General features: G+C 71.2%; 13 protein-coding genes and 1 riboswitch. Of the genes, 5 read left to right on the forward strand and 8 right to left on the reverse strand.

Going from position 1 to position 15,774, the window contains the following annotated elements; translation table 11 throughout:
- Positions 1–7: 7 nt before the first annotated feature.
- From ACH3VR_RS09495 to ACH3VR_RS09505, 3 genes are all read right to left on the reverse strand, one after another.
- Positions 8–2,380: a sigma-70 family RNA polymerase sigma factor gene (locus ACH3VR_RS09495; protein ID WP_396640543.1), complete on the reverse strand. Its 2,373-nt coding sequence runs from the start codon at positions 2,378–2,380 to the stop codon at positions 8–10.
- 399 nt (positions 2,381–2,779) lie between these two features.
- Positions 2,780–3,928: an N-acetylglucosamine-6-phosphate deacetylase gene (nagA, locus tag ACH3VR_RS09500; RefSeq protein ID WP_396640544.1), complete on the reverse strand. Its 1,149-nt coding sequence runs from the start codon at positions 3,926–3,928 to the stop codon at positions 2,780–2,782.
- Positions 3,925–5,646: a family 20 glycosylhydrolase gene (locus ACH3VR_RS09505; RefSeq protein WP_396640545.1), complete on the reverse strand. Its 1,722-nt coding sequence runs from the start codon at positions 5,644–5,646 to the stop codon at positions 3,925–3,927. The genes nagA and ACH3VR_RS09505 overlap by 4 nt, the downstream gene beginning before the upstream one ends.
- A gap of 78 nt (positions 5,647–5,724) precedes the next feature.
- Positions 5,725–5,809: riboswitch (ZMP/ZTP riboswitch) on the forward strand.
- 36 nt (positions 5,810–5,845) lie between these two features.
- On the opposite strand from ACH3VR_RS09505, the gene glyA reads away from it, so the two are divergent.
- Both glyA and ACH3VR_RS09515 read left to right on the forward strand, forming a co-directional pair.
- Positions 5,846–7,120 carry a serine hydroxymethyltransferase gene (gene glyA / locus ACH3VR_RS09510; protein WP_396640546.1) on the forward strand — a complete coding sequence of 425 codons (1,275 nt, stop codon included), beginning with the start codon at positions 5,846–5,848 and terminating at the stop codon, positions 7,118–7,120.
- A gap of 193 nt (positions 7,121–7,313) precedes the next feature.
- On the forward strand, positions 7,314–8,198 hold the full coding sequence (locus ACH3VR_RS09515) for a bifunctional methylenetetrahydrofolate dehydrogenase/methenyltetrahydrofolate cyclohydrolase (protein ID WP_396640547.1): 885 nt from the start codon (positions 7,314–7,316) through the stop codon (positions 8,196–8,198).
- Positions 8,199–8,226: 28 nt separating this feature from the next.
- Here the strand turns inward: ACH3VR_RS09515 and ACH3VR_RS09520 are convergent, their stop codons facing one another.
- Together ACH3VR_RS09520 and ACH3VR_RS09525 are read right to left on the reverse strand one after the other, a co-directional pair.
- A complete protein-coding gene (locus tag ACH3VR_RS09520) occupies positions 8,227–8,526 on the reverse strand; it encodes a hypothetical protein (protein ID WP_396640548.1) in 300 nt (99 codons plus the stop codon).
- Positions 8,527–8,591: 65 nt separating this feature from the next.
- A complete protein-coding gene (locus ACH3VR_RS09525; RefSeq protein ID WP_396640549.1) occupies positions 8,592–9,242 on the reverse strand; it encodes a dihydrofolate reductase family protein in 651 nt (216 codons plus the stop codon).
- Positions 9,243–9,337: 95 nt separating this feature from the next.
- On the opposite strand from ACH3VR_RS09525, the gene ACH3VR_RS09530 reads away from it, so the two are divergent.
- Complete coding sequence (locus tag ACH3VR_RS09530) at positions 9,338–10,411, forward strand: winged helix DNA-binding domain-containing protein (protein WP_396640550.1); 1,074 nt, start codon at positions 9,338–9,340, stop codon at positions 10,409–10,411.
- 7 nt (positions 10,412–10,418) lie between these two features.
- Here ACH3VR_RS09530 and ACH3VR_RS09535 read toward each other — a convergent pair whose 3' ends face one another.
- Complete coding sequence (locus ACH3VR_RS09535; RefSeq protein ID WP_396640551.1) at positions 10,419–10,955, reverse strand: LURP-one-related/scramblase family protein; 537 nt, start codon at positions 10,953–10,955, stop codon at positions 10,419–10,421.
- A 174-nt stretch (positions 10,956–11,129) separates the two neighbouring features.
- On the opposite strand from ACH3VR_RS09535, the gene dinB reads away from it, so the two are divergent.
- Positions 11,130–12,326, forward strand: a complete 1,197-nt coding sequence (dinB, locus tag ACH3VR_RS09540) for a DNA polymerase IV (protein WP_397556496.1) — start codon at positions 11,130–11,132, stop codon at positions 12,324–12,326.
- Positions 12,327–12,348: 22 nt separating this feature from the next.
- Here dinB and ACH3VR_RS09545 read toward each other — a convergent pair whose 3' ends face one another.
- Complete coding sequence (locus tag ACH3VR_RS09545) at positions 12,349–12,534, reverse strand: hypothetical protein (RefSeq protein ID WP_396640552.1); 186 nt, start codon at positions 12,532–12,534, stop codon at positions 12,349–12,351.
- Between the two features lie 58 nt (positions 12,535–12,592).
- On the opposite strand from ACH3VR_RS09545, the gene ACH3VR_RS09550 reads away from it, so the two are divergent.
- Positions 12,593–12,919 (forward strand): SdpI family protein, encoded by a 327-nt coding sequence (locus ACH3VR_RS09550; RefSeq protein WP_396640553.1) that lies wholly within the window; start codon positions 12,593–12,595, stop codon positions 12,917–12,919.
- Here ACH3VR_RS09550 and ACH3VR_RS09555 read toward each other — a convergent pair.
- Positions 12,909–15,728, reverse strand: a complete 2,820-nt coding sequence (locus ACH3VR_RS09555) for a hypothetical protein (RefSeq protein WP_396640554.1) — start codon at positions 15,726–15,728, stop codon at positions 12,909–12,911. The two genes, ACH3VR_RS09550 and ACH3VR_RS09555, sit on opposite strands and share 11 nt — an antisense overlap.
- Between the last annotated feature and the right edge of the window lie 46 nt (positions 15,729–15,774).

Here is a 15,774-nt window from a genome sequence, read left to right on the forward strand (position 1 = left end):
TTCAAGTCTAAGCCGCGGGCATCTCCGCCCCTGCCGCGGTCGCCCGGAGGGCGACGGGGAGACCGGTCAGGATCAGGGCCGACGGTGCCTCGGCATTCGCACCCTTGCCCTTGCCGTTGTTGCCGGTCGGTCCGTTGCCGTTGCCGTTGTTCGTGCCGCCGTTGTTGGTACCGCCGTTGTTGGTGCCGGCGCCGCCAGCCGGGGTGCCGCCATTGCCCGTGGTGCCGCCGTTGCCGTTCGTCCCGCCGTTGCCGGTGCCGCCGTTGTTCGTCGCTGGGCCGTTGCCGTTCGGTGTGCCGGGGGTGCCGTTGCCGCTCGGCGTTCCTGCCGAGCCGTTGCCGCCGTTGCCCTTCTCGCCCGACTTGCCGTTCTGGGATCCGCCGTCGGTCGCAGCCGTCCCGTCGCCGGTCGTGGTGCCGGTGCCCGCGCCGTTGGCATTCCCCTGCGCGGCGCCGTTGCCCGAGCCGCCCTTGCCGTGCCCGTTCGCCCCGCCGGTGTTGCCGGTGCTGCCATCAGACGCGTTGCTGCCGTCCGTCGCGCCGTTGCCCTGGCTCGCTCCGCCACCCTGTCCGGGCTGGCCCGACATCGTCGCGAGGATCGGGGCGAGATCGGCGAAGTCGCTCAATCGCATCACGACGGGCGTGCCCGTCGCTTCGCCGGCGCGGTAGCGGAGCTGCACGCGGGCGTTGCTGTTGACCTGGCCGAAGGTGGGCTCGAACGAGAGCGCCACCGTGCCTCCGGCATCCACCTGGCCGCTCGAGGCGACCGAGCCGTTCAGGAGGAGCTCCACGGTCGCGCCGGGCTCGCCGGTCGCGACGATCGTGAAGACGGGCTGCGTGCCCGCATACGAGACGCTCGCAGCACCGAAGGCGGGGACTCCCGCGGGCAGTCCGGGCGCCGTCCGGCCGCCTGCGGCGCCGGCGACGTCCTCGTCGTCGCGCGCGGAGGATCCACGGGATGCCGCGCCCGACGTCGTCGTGCTGTCACCGGAGTTCGAGTCGCCGTCACCGGCTGCCGTCGTGGCGTCTTCGGCGGTGGCGGGGGAATCGCCGTCCGCCGCCGACGCCGTCTCATCGTCCGCAGCGGCCAACGGGTCGTCTCCCGCAGTCGCCGCCGGGTCGTCGGCGAGCACGCCGGCGGCTGCCGTGACGACCGGGAAGGCGGAGGCCATGAGAGCGGGTCCCGCGATCGAGGCAGCGATGGCTGAGCCGACGAGCACGGCCGCCGCCGTCGTCACGCCGATGATCGCCCCGACGCTCGAGAGCAGGCCGCCTGCACCTGCGGCAGCCGCCGTGCCGACGGCCGCCGTGCCGACGGCCGCCGCGCCGAGCGTCGCCGAGCCCGCGACTCCGACGAATGCGGCCGAGGTTCCGACCACCGAGGTGCCTCCGACGGCCGCGCCGCCCGCGACCGTCGCGCCGCCGGCAGCTGTCGTGCCGACAGCGGCTGAGCCGCCGACGGTTGCGCCTCCGGTGACCGTCGGCGCCGAGCCCACGGTGGAAAGCGCAGGCACGCTCGACGGTACGACGGCGCCCTGGCCGGCCGCGAGGGCGACGGTCGGAGCGCCGCCGGTCTGCAGCGTCGCGAGATACGCGGCCGATCCAGTGATGCCGAGGGTGAGGGGAAGCAGGACGAGAGCGAGCCGGCTCGAGACCTCCTTGGCCTCAGCGGCCACGATCGTGCAGCGCGTGCATTCCTCGAGGTGGGCGTCGACCTTGCGCTGGTCGCGGCGCGAGAGGTTCTCGCGCGCGTGCGCGCCCAGACGCTCGATCGTCCACTGGCAGTCCGAGCCGTCGGCGACGGACTGGAGGTGCGCCTGGATCCAGGCTTCGCGCAGGCCCTCGCGGGCGCGGAAGGCCAGCTGCGCGACGGCGGTCGGCTTCATCCCGAGGAGGGGTGCGACCTCGGCAGGCTTCATCTGCTCGATCTCGGTGTACCAGAGCACCTCTTGCCAGCGGCTGGGGAGACTGCGGAACGCGCGATGCGTCAGGCTGTGGTCGAGGGCCGCCTCGGTCGCCGCCTCGGTCGTCGTGGGGTCCTCGACGGTGTCGAGGATGTCGATCGGCGTCTCGCGGCCCGCACGTCCCCAGGCCGCGGCGGTGTTGCGGATGCTCGTGAACAGGTACGCGCGGAACGAGCCGGTCGGTCCGCCGCCCCTGAGGATCGACTGGTAGATGCGGGCGTACGCCTCCTGCACGAGGTCGTCGGCGTCATGCGTCGAGGTCACGGCGCGGGCGACAGTGATGCCGGAGCGGTAGTGCCGGAACCACAGCTCGCCGAACGCGCTGCTGTCGCCCGATCGCGTGCGCAGGACGAGGTCGGCGTCTGCCGAGTCCCCGAGCCTTACGGCGGCGTCGCCGTGGCTGTCGATGCTGGTCACGAGTTCTCCGGTCGTCGGCGTCCGGAGCTGTCCGCGTCACTGCCGACGATCCCCCCGCGCCGCCCCCATTCTCCGACGTTCCTCCTCCCGGCGCTACGCGATCGGGAATCGCAGAGGCATTTTTCGGAAACCGCGTCATAGTTCGCGGCATCCTGCATCTCATGATTAGGAGATATTTGCCCGCTCCCTTCCCGGGAACAGCCCGCGGGCACGACGGTTCGAGGAACGGAACGCCTCGAGCCGCCGCGGGACCAGAAGAGCACTCGGGGGAGGACTTCTCCTGATCCCGAGCTCTTCCGGGAACGGCGGCCGCTGCACCTTGGGGATGCAGCGGCCGCACCCGTCTCCGGTGGGCGCCGCGAGCCCCCCTCAGCGGCGCCGCCGGAGCCGGGGACGCGACTATGCGACGGCGGCGCCGTCGACCCACACGCCCCGCACGTCGAGATCGCTCGACAGCAGCACGGCATCGGCGATCATTCCGGGGGCGAGGCCTCCGAGGTCATCCGCCCGCCCGAGGGCGCGCGCGGGAACGCGCGTGAGCGCCGCGACGGCTTCGGGAAGCGGAACGCCGGCCGACACCGCGACACGGAGAGCAGCATCCTGCGTCAGCGTCGACCCCGCGATCGCCCCGCCGCCGGCGAGCCGCGCGATGCCGCCTCGGACCTCGACCGAGAGCGATCCGAGGTCGTAATCCCCATCGGCGGCGCCCGCCGCGGCCATCGCGTCGGTGACGAGTGCGATGCGGCCGGGTGCCGCCGCGAAGGCGAGGCGCACGATCTCCGGTGCGAGATGCACGCCGTCGGCGATCACCTCGAGCGTCACACGGGGATCGGATGCCGCGGCACCGACCGGTCCGGGATTCCGGTGGTGCAGACCCGGCATCGCGTTGAAGGCGTGGGTCAGGATCGTGGCGCCCGCGTCGAATGCCGCCCTCGCCATGTCGGCGTCGGCGTCGGTGTGTCCGACGGCCGCCGCGCCGCCGGAGGCGACGATGGCCCGGACCGCGGGGAGCCCGCCCTCGAGCTCGGGGGCGATCGTCACCTGGCGCACCGTGCCGCGACCGGCCGCGAGGAGACGCTCGACGGCGGCGGGGTCCGGCGCCCGCAGCAGCGACGGATCATGCGCGCCCTTGTGGCCCGGGTCGAGGAACGGCCCCTCGAGGTGCGAGCCGAGGATGTCTGCATCCGATTCCGTGAGGTCCGCGACCATCGCCGCACGGCGTTCGAGCGTCTCGAGAGGAGCGGTCACGAGCGAGACGACGGCGCGCGTCGTGCCGTGGGCGCGGTGCAGCGCGCGGGCGCCGCGAACGGCCTCGGGGCCGTCGTCGTACGCGAATCCGCCGCCGCCGTGCCCGTGCAGGTCGATGAATCCCGGCGTCAGCAGCGCTCCGGCCCCCGCCGCCGCGTGGCCGTCGACGACGGTCGCGGCATCGGGTCGCTCGGCTCCCGCGCCGAGGGCGGACACGCGTCCGTCGTCGAAGAGCACCCACGCGTCATCGACGATGCGGCCGTCGTCGACGAGCCGCACCGAATGCACGAGCGTCGTCATCGCGTCACCCAGGGGATCTCGTCGGAGGCGTGGAAGCCGATGCCGAGGCTCGTCCAGAGGGGGCCGAGGGCGCCGACCCGTTCGCGGAAGGACTCCCATGTGCGGTGCGGGATGGTCCCGGTCGCGGGCGACCAGGCCGCCTCGGCGGCGGCGGCGATGCGCGGGAATGCCAGTTCGTCGATGTCGGACAGGTCGCGCACCGTCTCGGTCCACAGCGGCGCTTCGACGCCCAGGATGTCGGACTCGGAGATGCCCGAGATGATGTCGGCGGGCTCCCACGAGTACGCGCGCTCGACGCTCGTCGGGCCGTTCGCCCACGTCAGCCCGATGCGTGCCCCGGCGTCGTACTTCATGTCGAGGTAGATCGCGTCGGCCGGCGACAGGATGAGCCGCGAGCCCTTCGCGACGAAGGCGCGGGCTTTGTCGTCCATCCCGTCCGTCGGCGTCGTGTAGCCCCAGTACTGCCCGATCGTGTCGGGGTTGAGACCCTCGGCCGCGCCCGCCTCGTGCCAGGCGATCGGGGTCTTGCCGAGGTCGGCGACGATGTCGGTCGCGCGGTCGATGAATTCCGCGAAGTCGTCGGGATCGGTGCCGAGCGACTCGTCGCCGCCGAGGTGCAAGTACGGTCCCGGCGTCATCGCGGCGAGCTCGCCGAACACGTCGGCGACGAAGTCGTAGGTCGCCTCGTCGTGGATCTTCAGCGACGAGAACCCCACGGCGACGCCCTGGTACACCTCGCCGGGGGTCGGTGTTCCGCCGCCGTACTCGGCGACGGCTTCGAGCATGCCCGGCGCGATGACGGGATCCTCGACGAGCTCGGGATACGCGGCGCTCACGGCCTGCGTGTGCCCCGGCATGTCGAGCTCCGGAACGACGATGAGGTGACGGGATGCCGCATACTCCACGATCTCGCGATAGTCGGCCTTTGTGTAGTACCCGCCGGGGTCGCCGCCCACCGACGAGCCCGACGCGAGCTCGGTGAGCTTCGGCCGTGACGTCAGCTCGATGCGCCAGCCCTGGTCGTCGGACAGATGCAGGTGCAGCGCGTTGAACTTGAGGCCCGCGGCGCGGTCGATGTAGGCCTTGACCGTCTCGACCGGCTGGAAGTGGCGGGCGACGTCGAGCATGACGCCGCGGTAGGCGAAGCGCGGCGCGTCGGCGATCTTCACCGCGGGGACGACCCAGCCGTCGCCTTCCCGCGCGATCAGCTGACCCAGCGTCTGCACCCCGTAGAAGAGGCCCGCGGCATCGGCCCCCGTGACGACGACGGATGCCTCATCCACCGTCAGCCGGTACGACTCGGGCGCTGCGCCTCCCCCTTCGGCGCCCGAGCCTGCGCTTCCGGCCCCCGAGCCTTCGCTTCCGGCCCCCGAGCCTTCGCCTCCGGCCCCCGAGCCTTCGCCTCCGGCCCCCGAGCCTGCCGAGGGGTCGATGCGCAGCTCGATGGCGCCGTCCTCGCCGGGCGTCGCGGTGAGCCCCGAACGGGCGCCGATGAGCGCTGCGAGGGCAGTCGCGGCATCCCGGTCTCCCGCGATGCGAAGCCCTTCGCGCAGCGCGAACGGCGCGGAGTCGGTCGCCTCGAGCGAAGCGGGGGCGGGGACGACGGCGGGAAGCGACACGGTCTCTCCATTCTTGTCGGCGGGTGCGCAGCCGGCCAGGGCGACGACGAGCAGCAGCGTCGCCGCGGAGGTGACCGCGAGTCGTCGTCGACCGAGCATGTAAGGATCCCTAACAAAACAGATCGGACTCAGCCTATCGGAAACGCGGACACGTCGTGGGGAAGGCATCCGTTATGCTCGGAGGGTCGCGACTGGCGTTGAGGTGGGGAACCACCGGGGAGCGACCGACAACGGCATTCGACCGCACGCCTGGGCCGATGTGGACACTCACCCGAAAGCCGTTCGTCAGGAGATCGTCATGACCGATCAGTTCTTCAACGCCCCTCTCGCCGAGATCGACCCCGAGATCGCGCAGGTGCTCGACCGTGAGCTCGACCGCCAGCGCGGCTTCCTCGAGATGATCGCGTCCGAGAACTTCGTGCCCGTCTCGGTCCTGCAGTCGCAGGGCTCGGTGCTCACGAACAAGTACGCCGAGGGTTACCCGGGCCGCCGCTACTACGGCGGGTGCGAGGAGGTCGACGTCGCCGAGGAGCTCGCAATCGAGCGCGCCAAGGCGCTGTTCGGCGCGAAGTTCGCGAACGTGCAGCCGCACTCCGGTGCGACCGCCAACGCCGCCGTGCTGCACGCGATCGCACGCCCCGGCGACACGCTCCTCGGTCTCTCGCTCGACCAGGGCGGCCACCTGACCCACGGCATGAAGATCAACTTCTCCGGCCGCCTGTACAACATCGTCGCGTACGGCGTCGACCCCGAGACCTCGGTCATCGACATGGACGAGGTGCACCGCCTCGCCGTCGAGCACAAGCCGAAGGTCATCATCGCGGGCTGGTCCGCCTACCCGCGCCAGCTCGACTTCGCGCGCTTCCGCGCGATCGCCGACGAGGTCGGCGCGCTGCTGTGGGTCGACATGGCGCACTTCGCCGGCCTCGTCGCCGCGGGTGTGCACCCCTCGCCCGTGCCCCACGCGCACGTCGTGTCGTCGACGGTGCACAAGACGATCGGCGGCCCCCGCTCGGGCTTCATCCTCACCAACGACGAGGACCTCGCCAAGAAGATCAACACGGCGGTGTTCCCCGGTCAGCAGGGCGGCCCGCTCATGCACGTGATCGCGGCCAAGGCGACGGCGTTCAAGCTCGCCGCCACCCCGGAGTTCAAGGAGCGCCAGGAGCGAGTGCTGCGCGGCGCCCACATCATCGCCGAGCGGCTCTCGCAGGCCGACGTCGCGGGCGCGGGCATCACGGTGCGCTCGGGCGGCACCGACGTGCACCTCGTGCTCGTCGACCTGCGCAACGCCGAGATCGACGGCAAGCAGGCCGAAGACCTCCTCCACGAGATCCACATCACGGTCAACCGCAACGCCGTGCCGAACGACCCGCGTCCGCCGATGGTCACGTCGGGTCTGCGCATCGGCACGCCGGCGCTCGCGACGCGCGGCTTCGGCGACGCCGAGTTCACCGAGGTCGCCGACATCATCGCGCTCGCGCTCCAGCCCGGCGCCGACGTGCCCGCCCTCCGCACCCGCGTCGCGGCTCTCACGGCGGCGTTCCCGCTGTACCCCGACCTCCGCCACTGAACGGAAGGACCCTCGCGCTGCGGTGGTCCTTTCTGATATCACTATGGACATAGGGATTCGGGATGCCTCGGCTGAGGCATCCGACACGACGGCCCGCGAAACTGCACCTGGTGGACGAGACTGCGGGAACCAACCGCACTCTCGTCCACCCGCAGCGGTCTCGCCGTCCGGGCGGACATCTAGGGAGACGAACATGACGGCACAGAGGCTCGACGGGCGTGCGGCGGCAGCCGAGATCAAGGCGGAGCTGAAGGAGCGCGTCGCGGCGCTCAAGGAGCGCGGCATCACCCCGGGCATCGCGACGGTGCTCGTCGGCGCCGATCCGGCCTCGCAGCTGTACGTCGGGATGAAGCACCGCGAGTCCGAGGCGATCGGCATGAACTCGATCCAGCGCGAGCTACCCGCCGACGCGACACAGGAAGACGTCGAGGCGCTCATCGACGAGCTGAACGCCGACCCGTCGTGCCACGGCTACATCGTGCAGCTGCCTCTGCCGAAGCACCTCGACACCGATGCGATCCTCGAGCGCATCGACCCCGCGAAGGATGCCGACGGCCTGCACCCGACGAACCTCGGCCGGCTCGTGCTCAACGTCAACTCGCCCATCTCGACGCCGCTGCCCTGCACTCCGCGCGGCGTCATCGAGCTGCTCGTGCGCAACGACTACGACCTCAAGGGCAAGCATGTCGTGGTCGTGGGCCGCGGCGTCACGATCGGCCGCTCGATCGGACTGCTCCTGACGCGCCGCGAGTACAACGCGACGGTGACGCTGACCCACACGGGCACCGTCGACCTCGGCGCGCACCTGCGCGAGGCCGACGTGATCGTCGCCGCGGCCGGCGTCAAGCACATCGTCCAGGCCGCCGACGTGAAGCCCGGCGCTGCCGTGCTCGATGTCGGCGTGACGCGCGAGACCGACCCGTCGTCCGGCAAGCACATCGTGTTCGGGGACGTCGCCCCCGACGTCGCCGAGGTCGCCGGCTGGCTCTCGCCCAACCCCGGGGGAGTCGGCCCGATGACGGTCGCGCTCCTCATGACGAACGTCGTCGAGGCCGCGGAACGCGCCACGGGGATCTGATTCCGGCGGCACGCGTTCGACCGCTCGATCAGGCGGCGAGCAGGATGCCGCCGATCACGAAGCCGACGACGAGGATGCCCGCGGCCACCCACCACGCCCAGTCGGGTGGAGTGAACTTGGCGCCGTACTTGGGTCCGGAGATCGATCCGCGAGGAGATGCCACCGCACCCGCGATGAACGCGACGACGACCGCGCCCAGGAAGGCCACGCCGATCACGATGAATCCCGGCTGCGACTGGATCGCGCCCACGACGATCGCGGTGATGCCTGCCGCAGTGCCCAGCACGTAGCCGGCGACCGACAGGGCGACTTTGAGCTTGCTGTTCATGATGTGAAGGAGTCCCGGGTCGCCTCGCGTGATACGTGCGATCGTCGTGATCGGCGCCGCTCGGGCTAGCGGCGGAACGTCACATGGATCGTGCCGCTCTCCGCGACCTCCGTCGTCATCGTGTGCGTGCGTTCGAGGCCCCGCAGGTCCTGCCACACGCGACTGCCCCGGTCGAGCACCATCGGTGCGATGGCGACGTGAAGGTCGTCGACGAGACCGGCGCGGAGGAACTCCTGCGCCGTGCGCACGCCGCCCCCGATGCGCACGTCCAGGCCGCCGGCGGCCTCGGTCGCCTCCGCGAGCACGTCATCGATCGAGCCGCTGCGGAACTCGAAGACGGTCCCCCCGTCCATCGGGATCGACGGCCGCGGCGCCGAGGACGTGAGGACGTAGACCGGGTAGCCGAACGGCGGGCGGTCGCCCCACCAGCCCTTCCAGTCAGGGTCGTCGGGGTACGTGTGCAGGCCGAACATGGCGGCGCCCATGATCTCGGCGCCCACACCCGTGAAGAACGCGGCAGCGTACGACTCATCGACCTCCGTCGTCCCCTCACCGCTTGTATCGCCGAACACCATCTTCCGGAAGGTGCGGGTCGCGGCGTACGCCGCCGTCAAGGGGCCCCAATCCTCGCCCATCGGATTCTCGGGCGAGGCGTCCTCGGGGGAGGTGGTGTATCCGTCGAGCGACGAGAACAGGTCGATGCGAACGCGGGTCATGCCAGATCTCCTCAGGTCGCGAATGAAGACGTCAAGCGCGACTATCGCGCGGTCCGCCGCGCGCGTCAACCGGCGTCGCGCCCTACGCTCGTCGTGTGCTCACCGATCGCGAGATCGCCCGCTGGCGACTGCATGCGCAACAGCTCGCGGCCCCCGCCGACTCGGCAGAGGAGGTCGTGCGTTCTCTCCTGGCCGTCCAGGCTGAGAACCCGTCGCAGTCGGCCTGGGCGGTGGCCACCCGCACAAGGGATCCGAGCCAGGACGACCTGGCCGGACTCCTCTCGAGCGGACGGGTGCTCAGGACGCACGTCCTGCGTCCGACCTGGCACTATGTGCATGCCGACGACGCGCTGTGGCTGATCGAGCTCACACGGGCCCGCGTGCTGCCGACCGTGGACCAGCAGCTCGCTCCGCTGGGCGACATCCTGCCCGCCCTGGCCGACACGGTGATGGAGCTGCTCGCGGAGTCGCCGGACCGCACCCGCTCCGAGCTCGGGGACGCGCTCGCGCAACGCGGTCACGAGCTGACCGGGATGCAGCTCATGCTCCTGGCAGCTCACCTCGAACTGCACGGACTGATCTGCAGCGGAGCGCCGCGGGACGGCGAGCACACGTATGCGCTCTTCTCCGAACGCGTGCCCGCCCCTCGTCGGCGGGAGCGGGAGGAGGCGCTCGTCGAGCTCGCTCTGCGCTACTTCACCGCGCACGGGCCGGCCACCGCGCGCGACCTCGCCTACTGGGCGACGCTCACCCTCACGGACGTGCGCCGGGGCCTGGCCGGCGCGGCGGATCGCCTCGAATCCTTCGAGCACGACGAACGCACTTACTGGCACGCACCGGGCCGCCCCCCGGCATCCGCCTCGCCCCCCGGTCATCTGCTGCAGGTGCTGGACGAGATGTACCGCGGCTACCAGGACTCGCGCTGGGCACTGGATGCCGACGCCCTGCTGTCACGGGGCCGTGAGACCGCGATCGGCATGGCCCTCGTCGACGCCCAGGTGGTCGCGGGCATGAAGCGCGCGGTCACCGCGCGGGCCGTGACGTTCGAGATCCGCAGGCTGCGGCAGCTCGAAGCCGTCGAAGAAGACGCGATCCAGGATGCCGCAGCCCGTTACGGCCGCTACCTCGGACTCGAGCCACGCCTCACGTGGCACGAGCCTTCGAGCTGAGCCGCCGTCAGAGCTGATCGAGCGCCACGGTGGCGGCGAGGATCAGCGCGATGTCCTGACCGGGCGAGATCTCGACACCGTACGTGTCGCGAACCCGCAGCCACCGCTTGGAGACCTCGGCGATCTTCGAGCCGCCGCTCTCGAACTCGTACTCGTGGTCGACGATGTTGCCCTGGATGCTGATCTCGCCGATGTCGTCGGCGGTCAGCGTGAAGCGCTCGCGCAGCGGGTTGATGAGGGCCTTCTTGATCGTCGCGTCGGGCCGTCCAGGGCGCTCGATCGACATCGTGTCCCTGATCGCGATCTTGCGCTCCTGGATCCTGGCGACCTCGTTGCCCGAGAGGTCGCGGATCACGAGCGTGTCGCGGATGCGAAGGGCCTTCCCGTCCACCTTGAAGGCGCGCCGCCCTCCCGTCGTCTCGATCCAGAAGTCGTCCCCGATCGATACGAGCTTCTCCCGCATCTGGAAGACCTCTTTGTCGCCCCCGCCGCGACGCTCCTCGCGCCGCTCCTGACGATCATCTCTTCGACCCAGCAGTGCCATGGGTTCACCTTTCCTCGAGCGAGCGAGACGTGCAGACCTTGGCCGCGATGATACGCCCGACTCACGTCCTCCGAGTGACGGCGGTCGTGTCGGAGGGCGGCCCCCGACGAGAAGCCGGCCATGTCGGTGGTGCGTGCGACGATTCGCGGAACGAGCGATCGACGGGAGGGCGGGATGCGGGGCGAGGCGACCGTGCTGCACGCCGACCTCGACTCGTTCTACGCGTCGGTCGAGCAGCGTGACGCACCGGAGTTGCGCGGCCGGCCCGTCATCGTCGGCGGCGGTGTCGTGCTCGCCGCGAGCTACGAGGCGAAGGCCTTCGGGGTGCGCACCGCGATGGGCGGACGGCAGGCGCGCGATCTGTGCCCGCATGCGATCGTCGTCCCACCGCGGATGGAGGTGTATTCCGCTGCGAGCAAGGATGTCTTCGCGATCTTCCGCGACACGACGCCGCTCGTGGAGGGCCTGTCGATCGACGAGGCGTTCCTCGAGGTCGGCGGGCTGCGCCGCATCGCCGGCACGCCCGAGCAGATCGCGGTGCGCCTCCGGGAGCGGGTTCGCGCCGAGGTCGGTCTTCCCATCTCGGTGGGGATCGCCCGCACCAAGTTCCTCGCCAAGGTCGCCAGCGCCGTCAGCAAGCCCGACGGACTGCTGCTCGTCGAGCCCGAGCGCGAGGAGGCGTTCCTGCTTCCGCTTCCCGTCGAACGACTCTGGGGTGTCGGACGCGTGACCGCCGAGAAGCTGCACGGGCTCGGCATCCACACCGTCGGCGAACTGGCCGAGCTGGAAGCCGCGACCGCCGAGCGGCTGCTGGGCAGGGCTGCCGGCGCGCATCTGCACGCACTCGCCCGGCTGCGCGACCCGCGACCCGTCGACACGACGCACCGGCGGGGCTCGATCGGCTCGCAGCGCGCCCTCGGCACCCGGCCGCGCTCACCCGAGGAGCTGGAGCTCTTCCTCACCCAGATCGTCGATCGCCTCGCCCGCCGGCTGCGCGACCGCGATCGCGTGTGCCGCACGGTCGTGCTGCGTCTGCGCTTCGGCGACTTCGCGAAAGCCACGAGGTCGCGCACTCTGCGCTCTCCGACCGAGCGCACGGCGGTGCTGCTCGATGTCGCGCAGGGTCTGCTCGCCTCCGCGATGCCCGAGATCGAGGAGCGCGGCATCACCCTCATCGGCATCTCGCTGTCACAGCTGGGGAGTGCGGCCGACGTGCAGCCGGAGCTGCCGATCGACTGGGACGACGGGGCGCGCCTCGACACCGTGCTGGACGCGCTGCGCGATCGCTTCGGCGCGACCTCGGTCGCCCGGGCCGCGCAGCTCGGTCGCGATCCGGGGTGGTCGACGCCGGTCCTGCCCGAGCACGAATGACCCGGAGGTCAGTGCCGAGGGCTCAGAGGTCGCCGTCCGGCCCGTCGATGTCGCCGGCCTCGGCGGCGGATGGCTCCGACACTTCGACCACGAACGATGTCGCCGCGTCCGTCGCGGCGCCGGCCCGAAAGTTCGCCGCCGCGAGTGCGCGCTCGATGGCGAGGTCGAGTTCCGACCCGGTCTCGATTTCCTGCTCGTCTTTGGGCATGATGCCTCCTGTCGGCCACAGTAGCGTCACGTCTCGGCGGCGCAGGAGGTGCAATCGAATGGTCCTCCCGATCCTCGCGTGGGTCTTCACCGGACTCCTGCTCGTGCTCCTGCTGACATGCGTCGCGGCCGCGCGTGGGAGCCTTCGCCGCAACCGCTGGTTCGGCGTCAAGCTCCCGGCGCTGGAGCGCAGCGATGCCGCGTGGCGCGCCGGTCACGCCGTGTCGGTCGTGCCCGCGGCGGTGGCTTTCGTCGTCGCCCTCATCGCCAGCATCCTCGGCCTGTTCGCCCCTGCGATCTACTGGGTGACGATCGTCGCCGCGGTGGGCGGCGTGATCTGGGTCTTCGTCCGCGCCACCCGAGCCGCCGACCGCGTCACGCCGTGACAGCATCGGCGGGTTGCGTCGCCTGCTCTGCGACGAGCCCGCCGACCAGGGCCTTCAGGGCATGGCTGGTCGCGTCGACCCGCATCCCATAACGAGCCGGCTGATTCCGGATACCACCGACGATGAAGTCGGGACGTGGCGCCCAGTAGGCGTCATCCGGCCGCACGATCAAGCGGTCGAGGAACCCCATCGCGGCGCGCCATCCCTCGGCGAACCGCAGCGCGTCGCCGCCCTCCGCGGCGGACCGCCAGGCTCCCGCGAGGCCTTCGGCGAGGAACCCGGTGTAGAGCCCTGGTCCCGCCGGCTCGACGTCGGTGAGGAAGCTGCCGTCGACGCGCAGCTGGCGCTCGCACATCCAGTCACCGAGCGTCGCGGCGAACGCGGCATACGTGTCGTCGCCGGTCAGCGTCGCGACGACGGGCCAGAGCTGGCCGTGCCAGCCCGCGAGACCCCACGGGTGCACCTCCGCGAAGCGGCGCCGGTAGAACCTCAGCGCGGCGCCCCAGTCGACGGGCACGTCCCGTCTCGTCGCCAGGGCGTACTCGGCCAGAGCCAGCAGCGCGATGCCGGGCAGATAGTCCTGCTCGGCCGTGGCCCGGACTGTGCCGGGGCCGAGGAGCATTCCGTCCGGTTCGATCCAGCTTGCGAGCCGATCGGCGATCGGCGCCGCTCGCTCGACGACTTCATCGAGGGGGAGCGCAGCGGCGGCCGCGGAGAGCAGCATCGCGTCGGCGGTCGGACCACCCGCGTGGCCCGGAAGCATCAGCACGTGATCGTCGTCCAGGTGGTCGAGGGCGAAGCGCACCCCGGGACGGGCGGCGTCGCTCCACTCCTCGCGGCCCGCGTACGTGCCCGCCGTGGCGAGCGCCGCCAAGGCGTGCAGGCATCGGGCGGCCGTGCCCGTGCGCAGGAACGTCGCGTTCTTGGCGGAGATCTCGTACGCGGGCCACCCCGCGCCGTCGAGCCGCCCGAGCAGGTGGGTCACGATCGCCTCGAGGTCGTCGCCGCTCACCCGACCCGAGCCGTCTCGGCGGCGGCCACCGAACTCCAGGGGATACGTCCGTTCAGCTGTCGTCGCCCACGACGTCGCCTTGTACGTCGACCACGCCGGGCTCCCGCCGGTGATCCCTGCCTTGGCGAGAAGATCGGTGGCCACCTGCGTCTTGCCGATGTCGAAGTGGCTCAGTACGGACTCGAGGAACACGGCCCATCGCGGGCCCTCGCGCACCATGAGGGCGTCCCTGCCCGCGCGCATCTTCCACGCGATGTGGTCGATGCTCACGTGACCGTGCAACTCGCGGTCGTGCAGCAATGTGACGACGACGGTGTCGACTCCGTGAGACTGCGCCCGCCGGTCGGCGAACCGCCGGTCTGCCAGGGCCCAGCGCGCTGCGCCGACGACGAGCTCGTCGAGAGTGCCTCGGCCGCTCACGGAGCAGCCGATGAGTCCGCGTGAGTAGAGCGACACCGCGACGCTGGTCACCGACGGGTCCACCAGGTCGTCGGGGAGCGCGGTGCCGGCCGGCTCGGACCCCGCTTCGTGGGCGGCGATCACGTCCCGAACACGGCGGGTGAGCTGCTCGCCGAGACCTGGAACGTGGGTCCAGGCATCCGTCAGCCGCTGGTCCTCGCCGTAGGCCGGCCATGTCTGCCCGGGCTCGGGGCGCTTGAAGACTTCGTGGCGGAACAGTGTGTGCGGCTCGTAGCTGCCGATCTTCGCGTTGCGCACCCGCGCGTGCCGGTACTGTTCCACGGAGCTCGTGTAGAGCTGCGTGTTCGGCAGCGCGCCGCCCATCTTCGCCGGAATGAGCGCGCTGCGCGCGACGATGCCGTAGCGCGAGAAGTCCAGGTCGCGGGGTTCGATCTGCTCGAGCTCGGAGAAGAATGTGACGCACAGCTTGAGCTGCGCGAGACCCTCGCGCGTGAGCGTCGGCCCGAGCACCTTCACGGTGCGAGCGGTGGCGATGACGACGTCGCGCTGCGGGTCGGCATCCCGCGCATCGAAATGCCAGAACCCTTCGCGCCCGAGGCGCTTGTCGTCGGCGATCCTGCGAAAGCTGACCCAGACCCCGCCGGGCCCCTGCTCCGGCTCGGCGAAGTCGCGAGGTGGTCGGAGCACCTCGCCCGTGTCGACGAGGTGCTCGGCGACGAGCCGCGCGACGTCAGCGGGATGCAGGCCGTCCGGGACCGCTTGGTCGGACCATCGGTCGGGGAGGCAGCGGAGGTACAACGGCGGGCGATCCGTGCGCGGCATCTCGAGGTCATCCCAGATGTCGAACACCGTCTTCAGACGATAGCCGCGGGCCCTCGCGCGCTCGGCACCGCCCCGCCGCGAGAAGTCGACGAGGCACACCGCCCCTTCGACCTCGTACCCCTGGCTCTCGAGGGCCGCGGCCCCCTTCGTGAACGAGATCCCCGAGCTGATCGAGTCGTCGACGAGCACGACCTTGCGGCCCTTGTCGCCGGCGCCGTCGATGCGCCGCCCGGTGCCGTGCTTCTTGGCCTCGGGGCGCACGGCGAGGCCCGTGTAGCGACCGCCGCCTCGCAGCACGCACGCCGACATGAGCGGCATCGCACCGAAGCCGTAGGCGGCGATCTGGGTCGCCTCGAACCCCGCGAGGGCGTCGACGAGCACGTCGCCGATGAGCGCGGCCCCGTCGGCCGTCGTGGTGAGCGGCCAGCAGTAGAGCATCCACGATGCCCGCTCACCAGCACGGCCGACGATCCGAGTGCTCTCGTCCGCGTACAGGATGCCGTCACGACGAAGGGCTGACAGCAGGTCGGCGCGCCTGCCGGCGGCGTCGCTCACTGTCACCGCCCGACGCCGTCGGCGATGTTCCGGAGGTCCATGCTCC

The organism is Microbacterium alkaliflavum, from assembly GCF_044325405.1.
In the GTDB taxonomy this organism is placed as follows: Bacteria; Actinomycetota; Actinomycetes; order Actinomycetales; family Microbacteriaceae; genus Microbacterium; species Microbacterium alkaliflavum.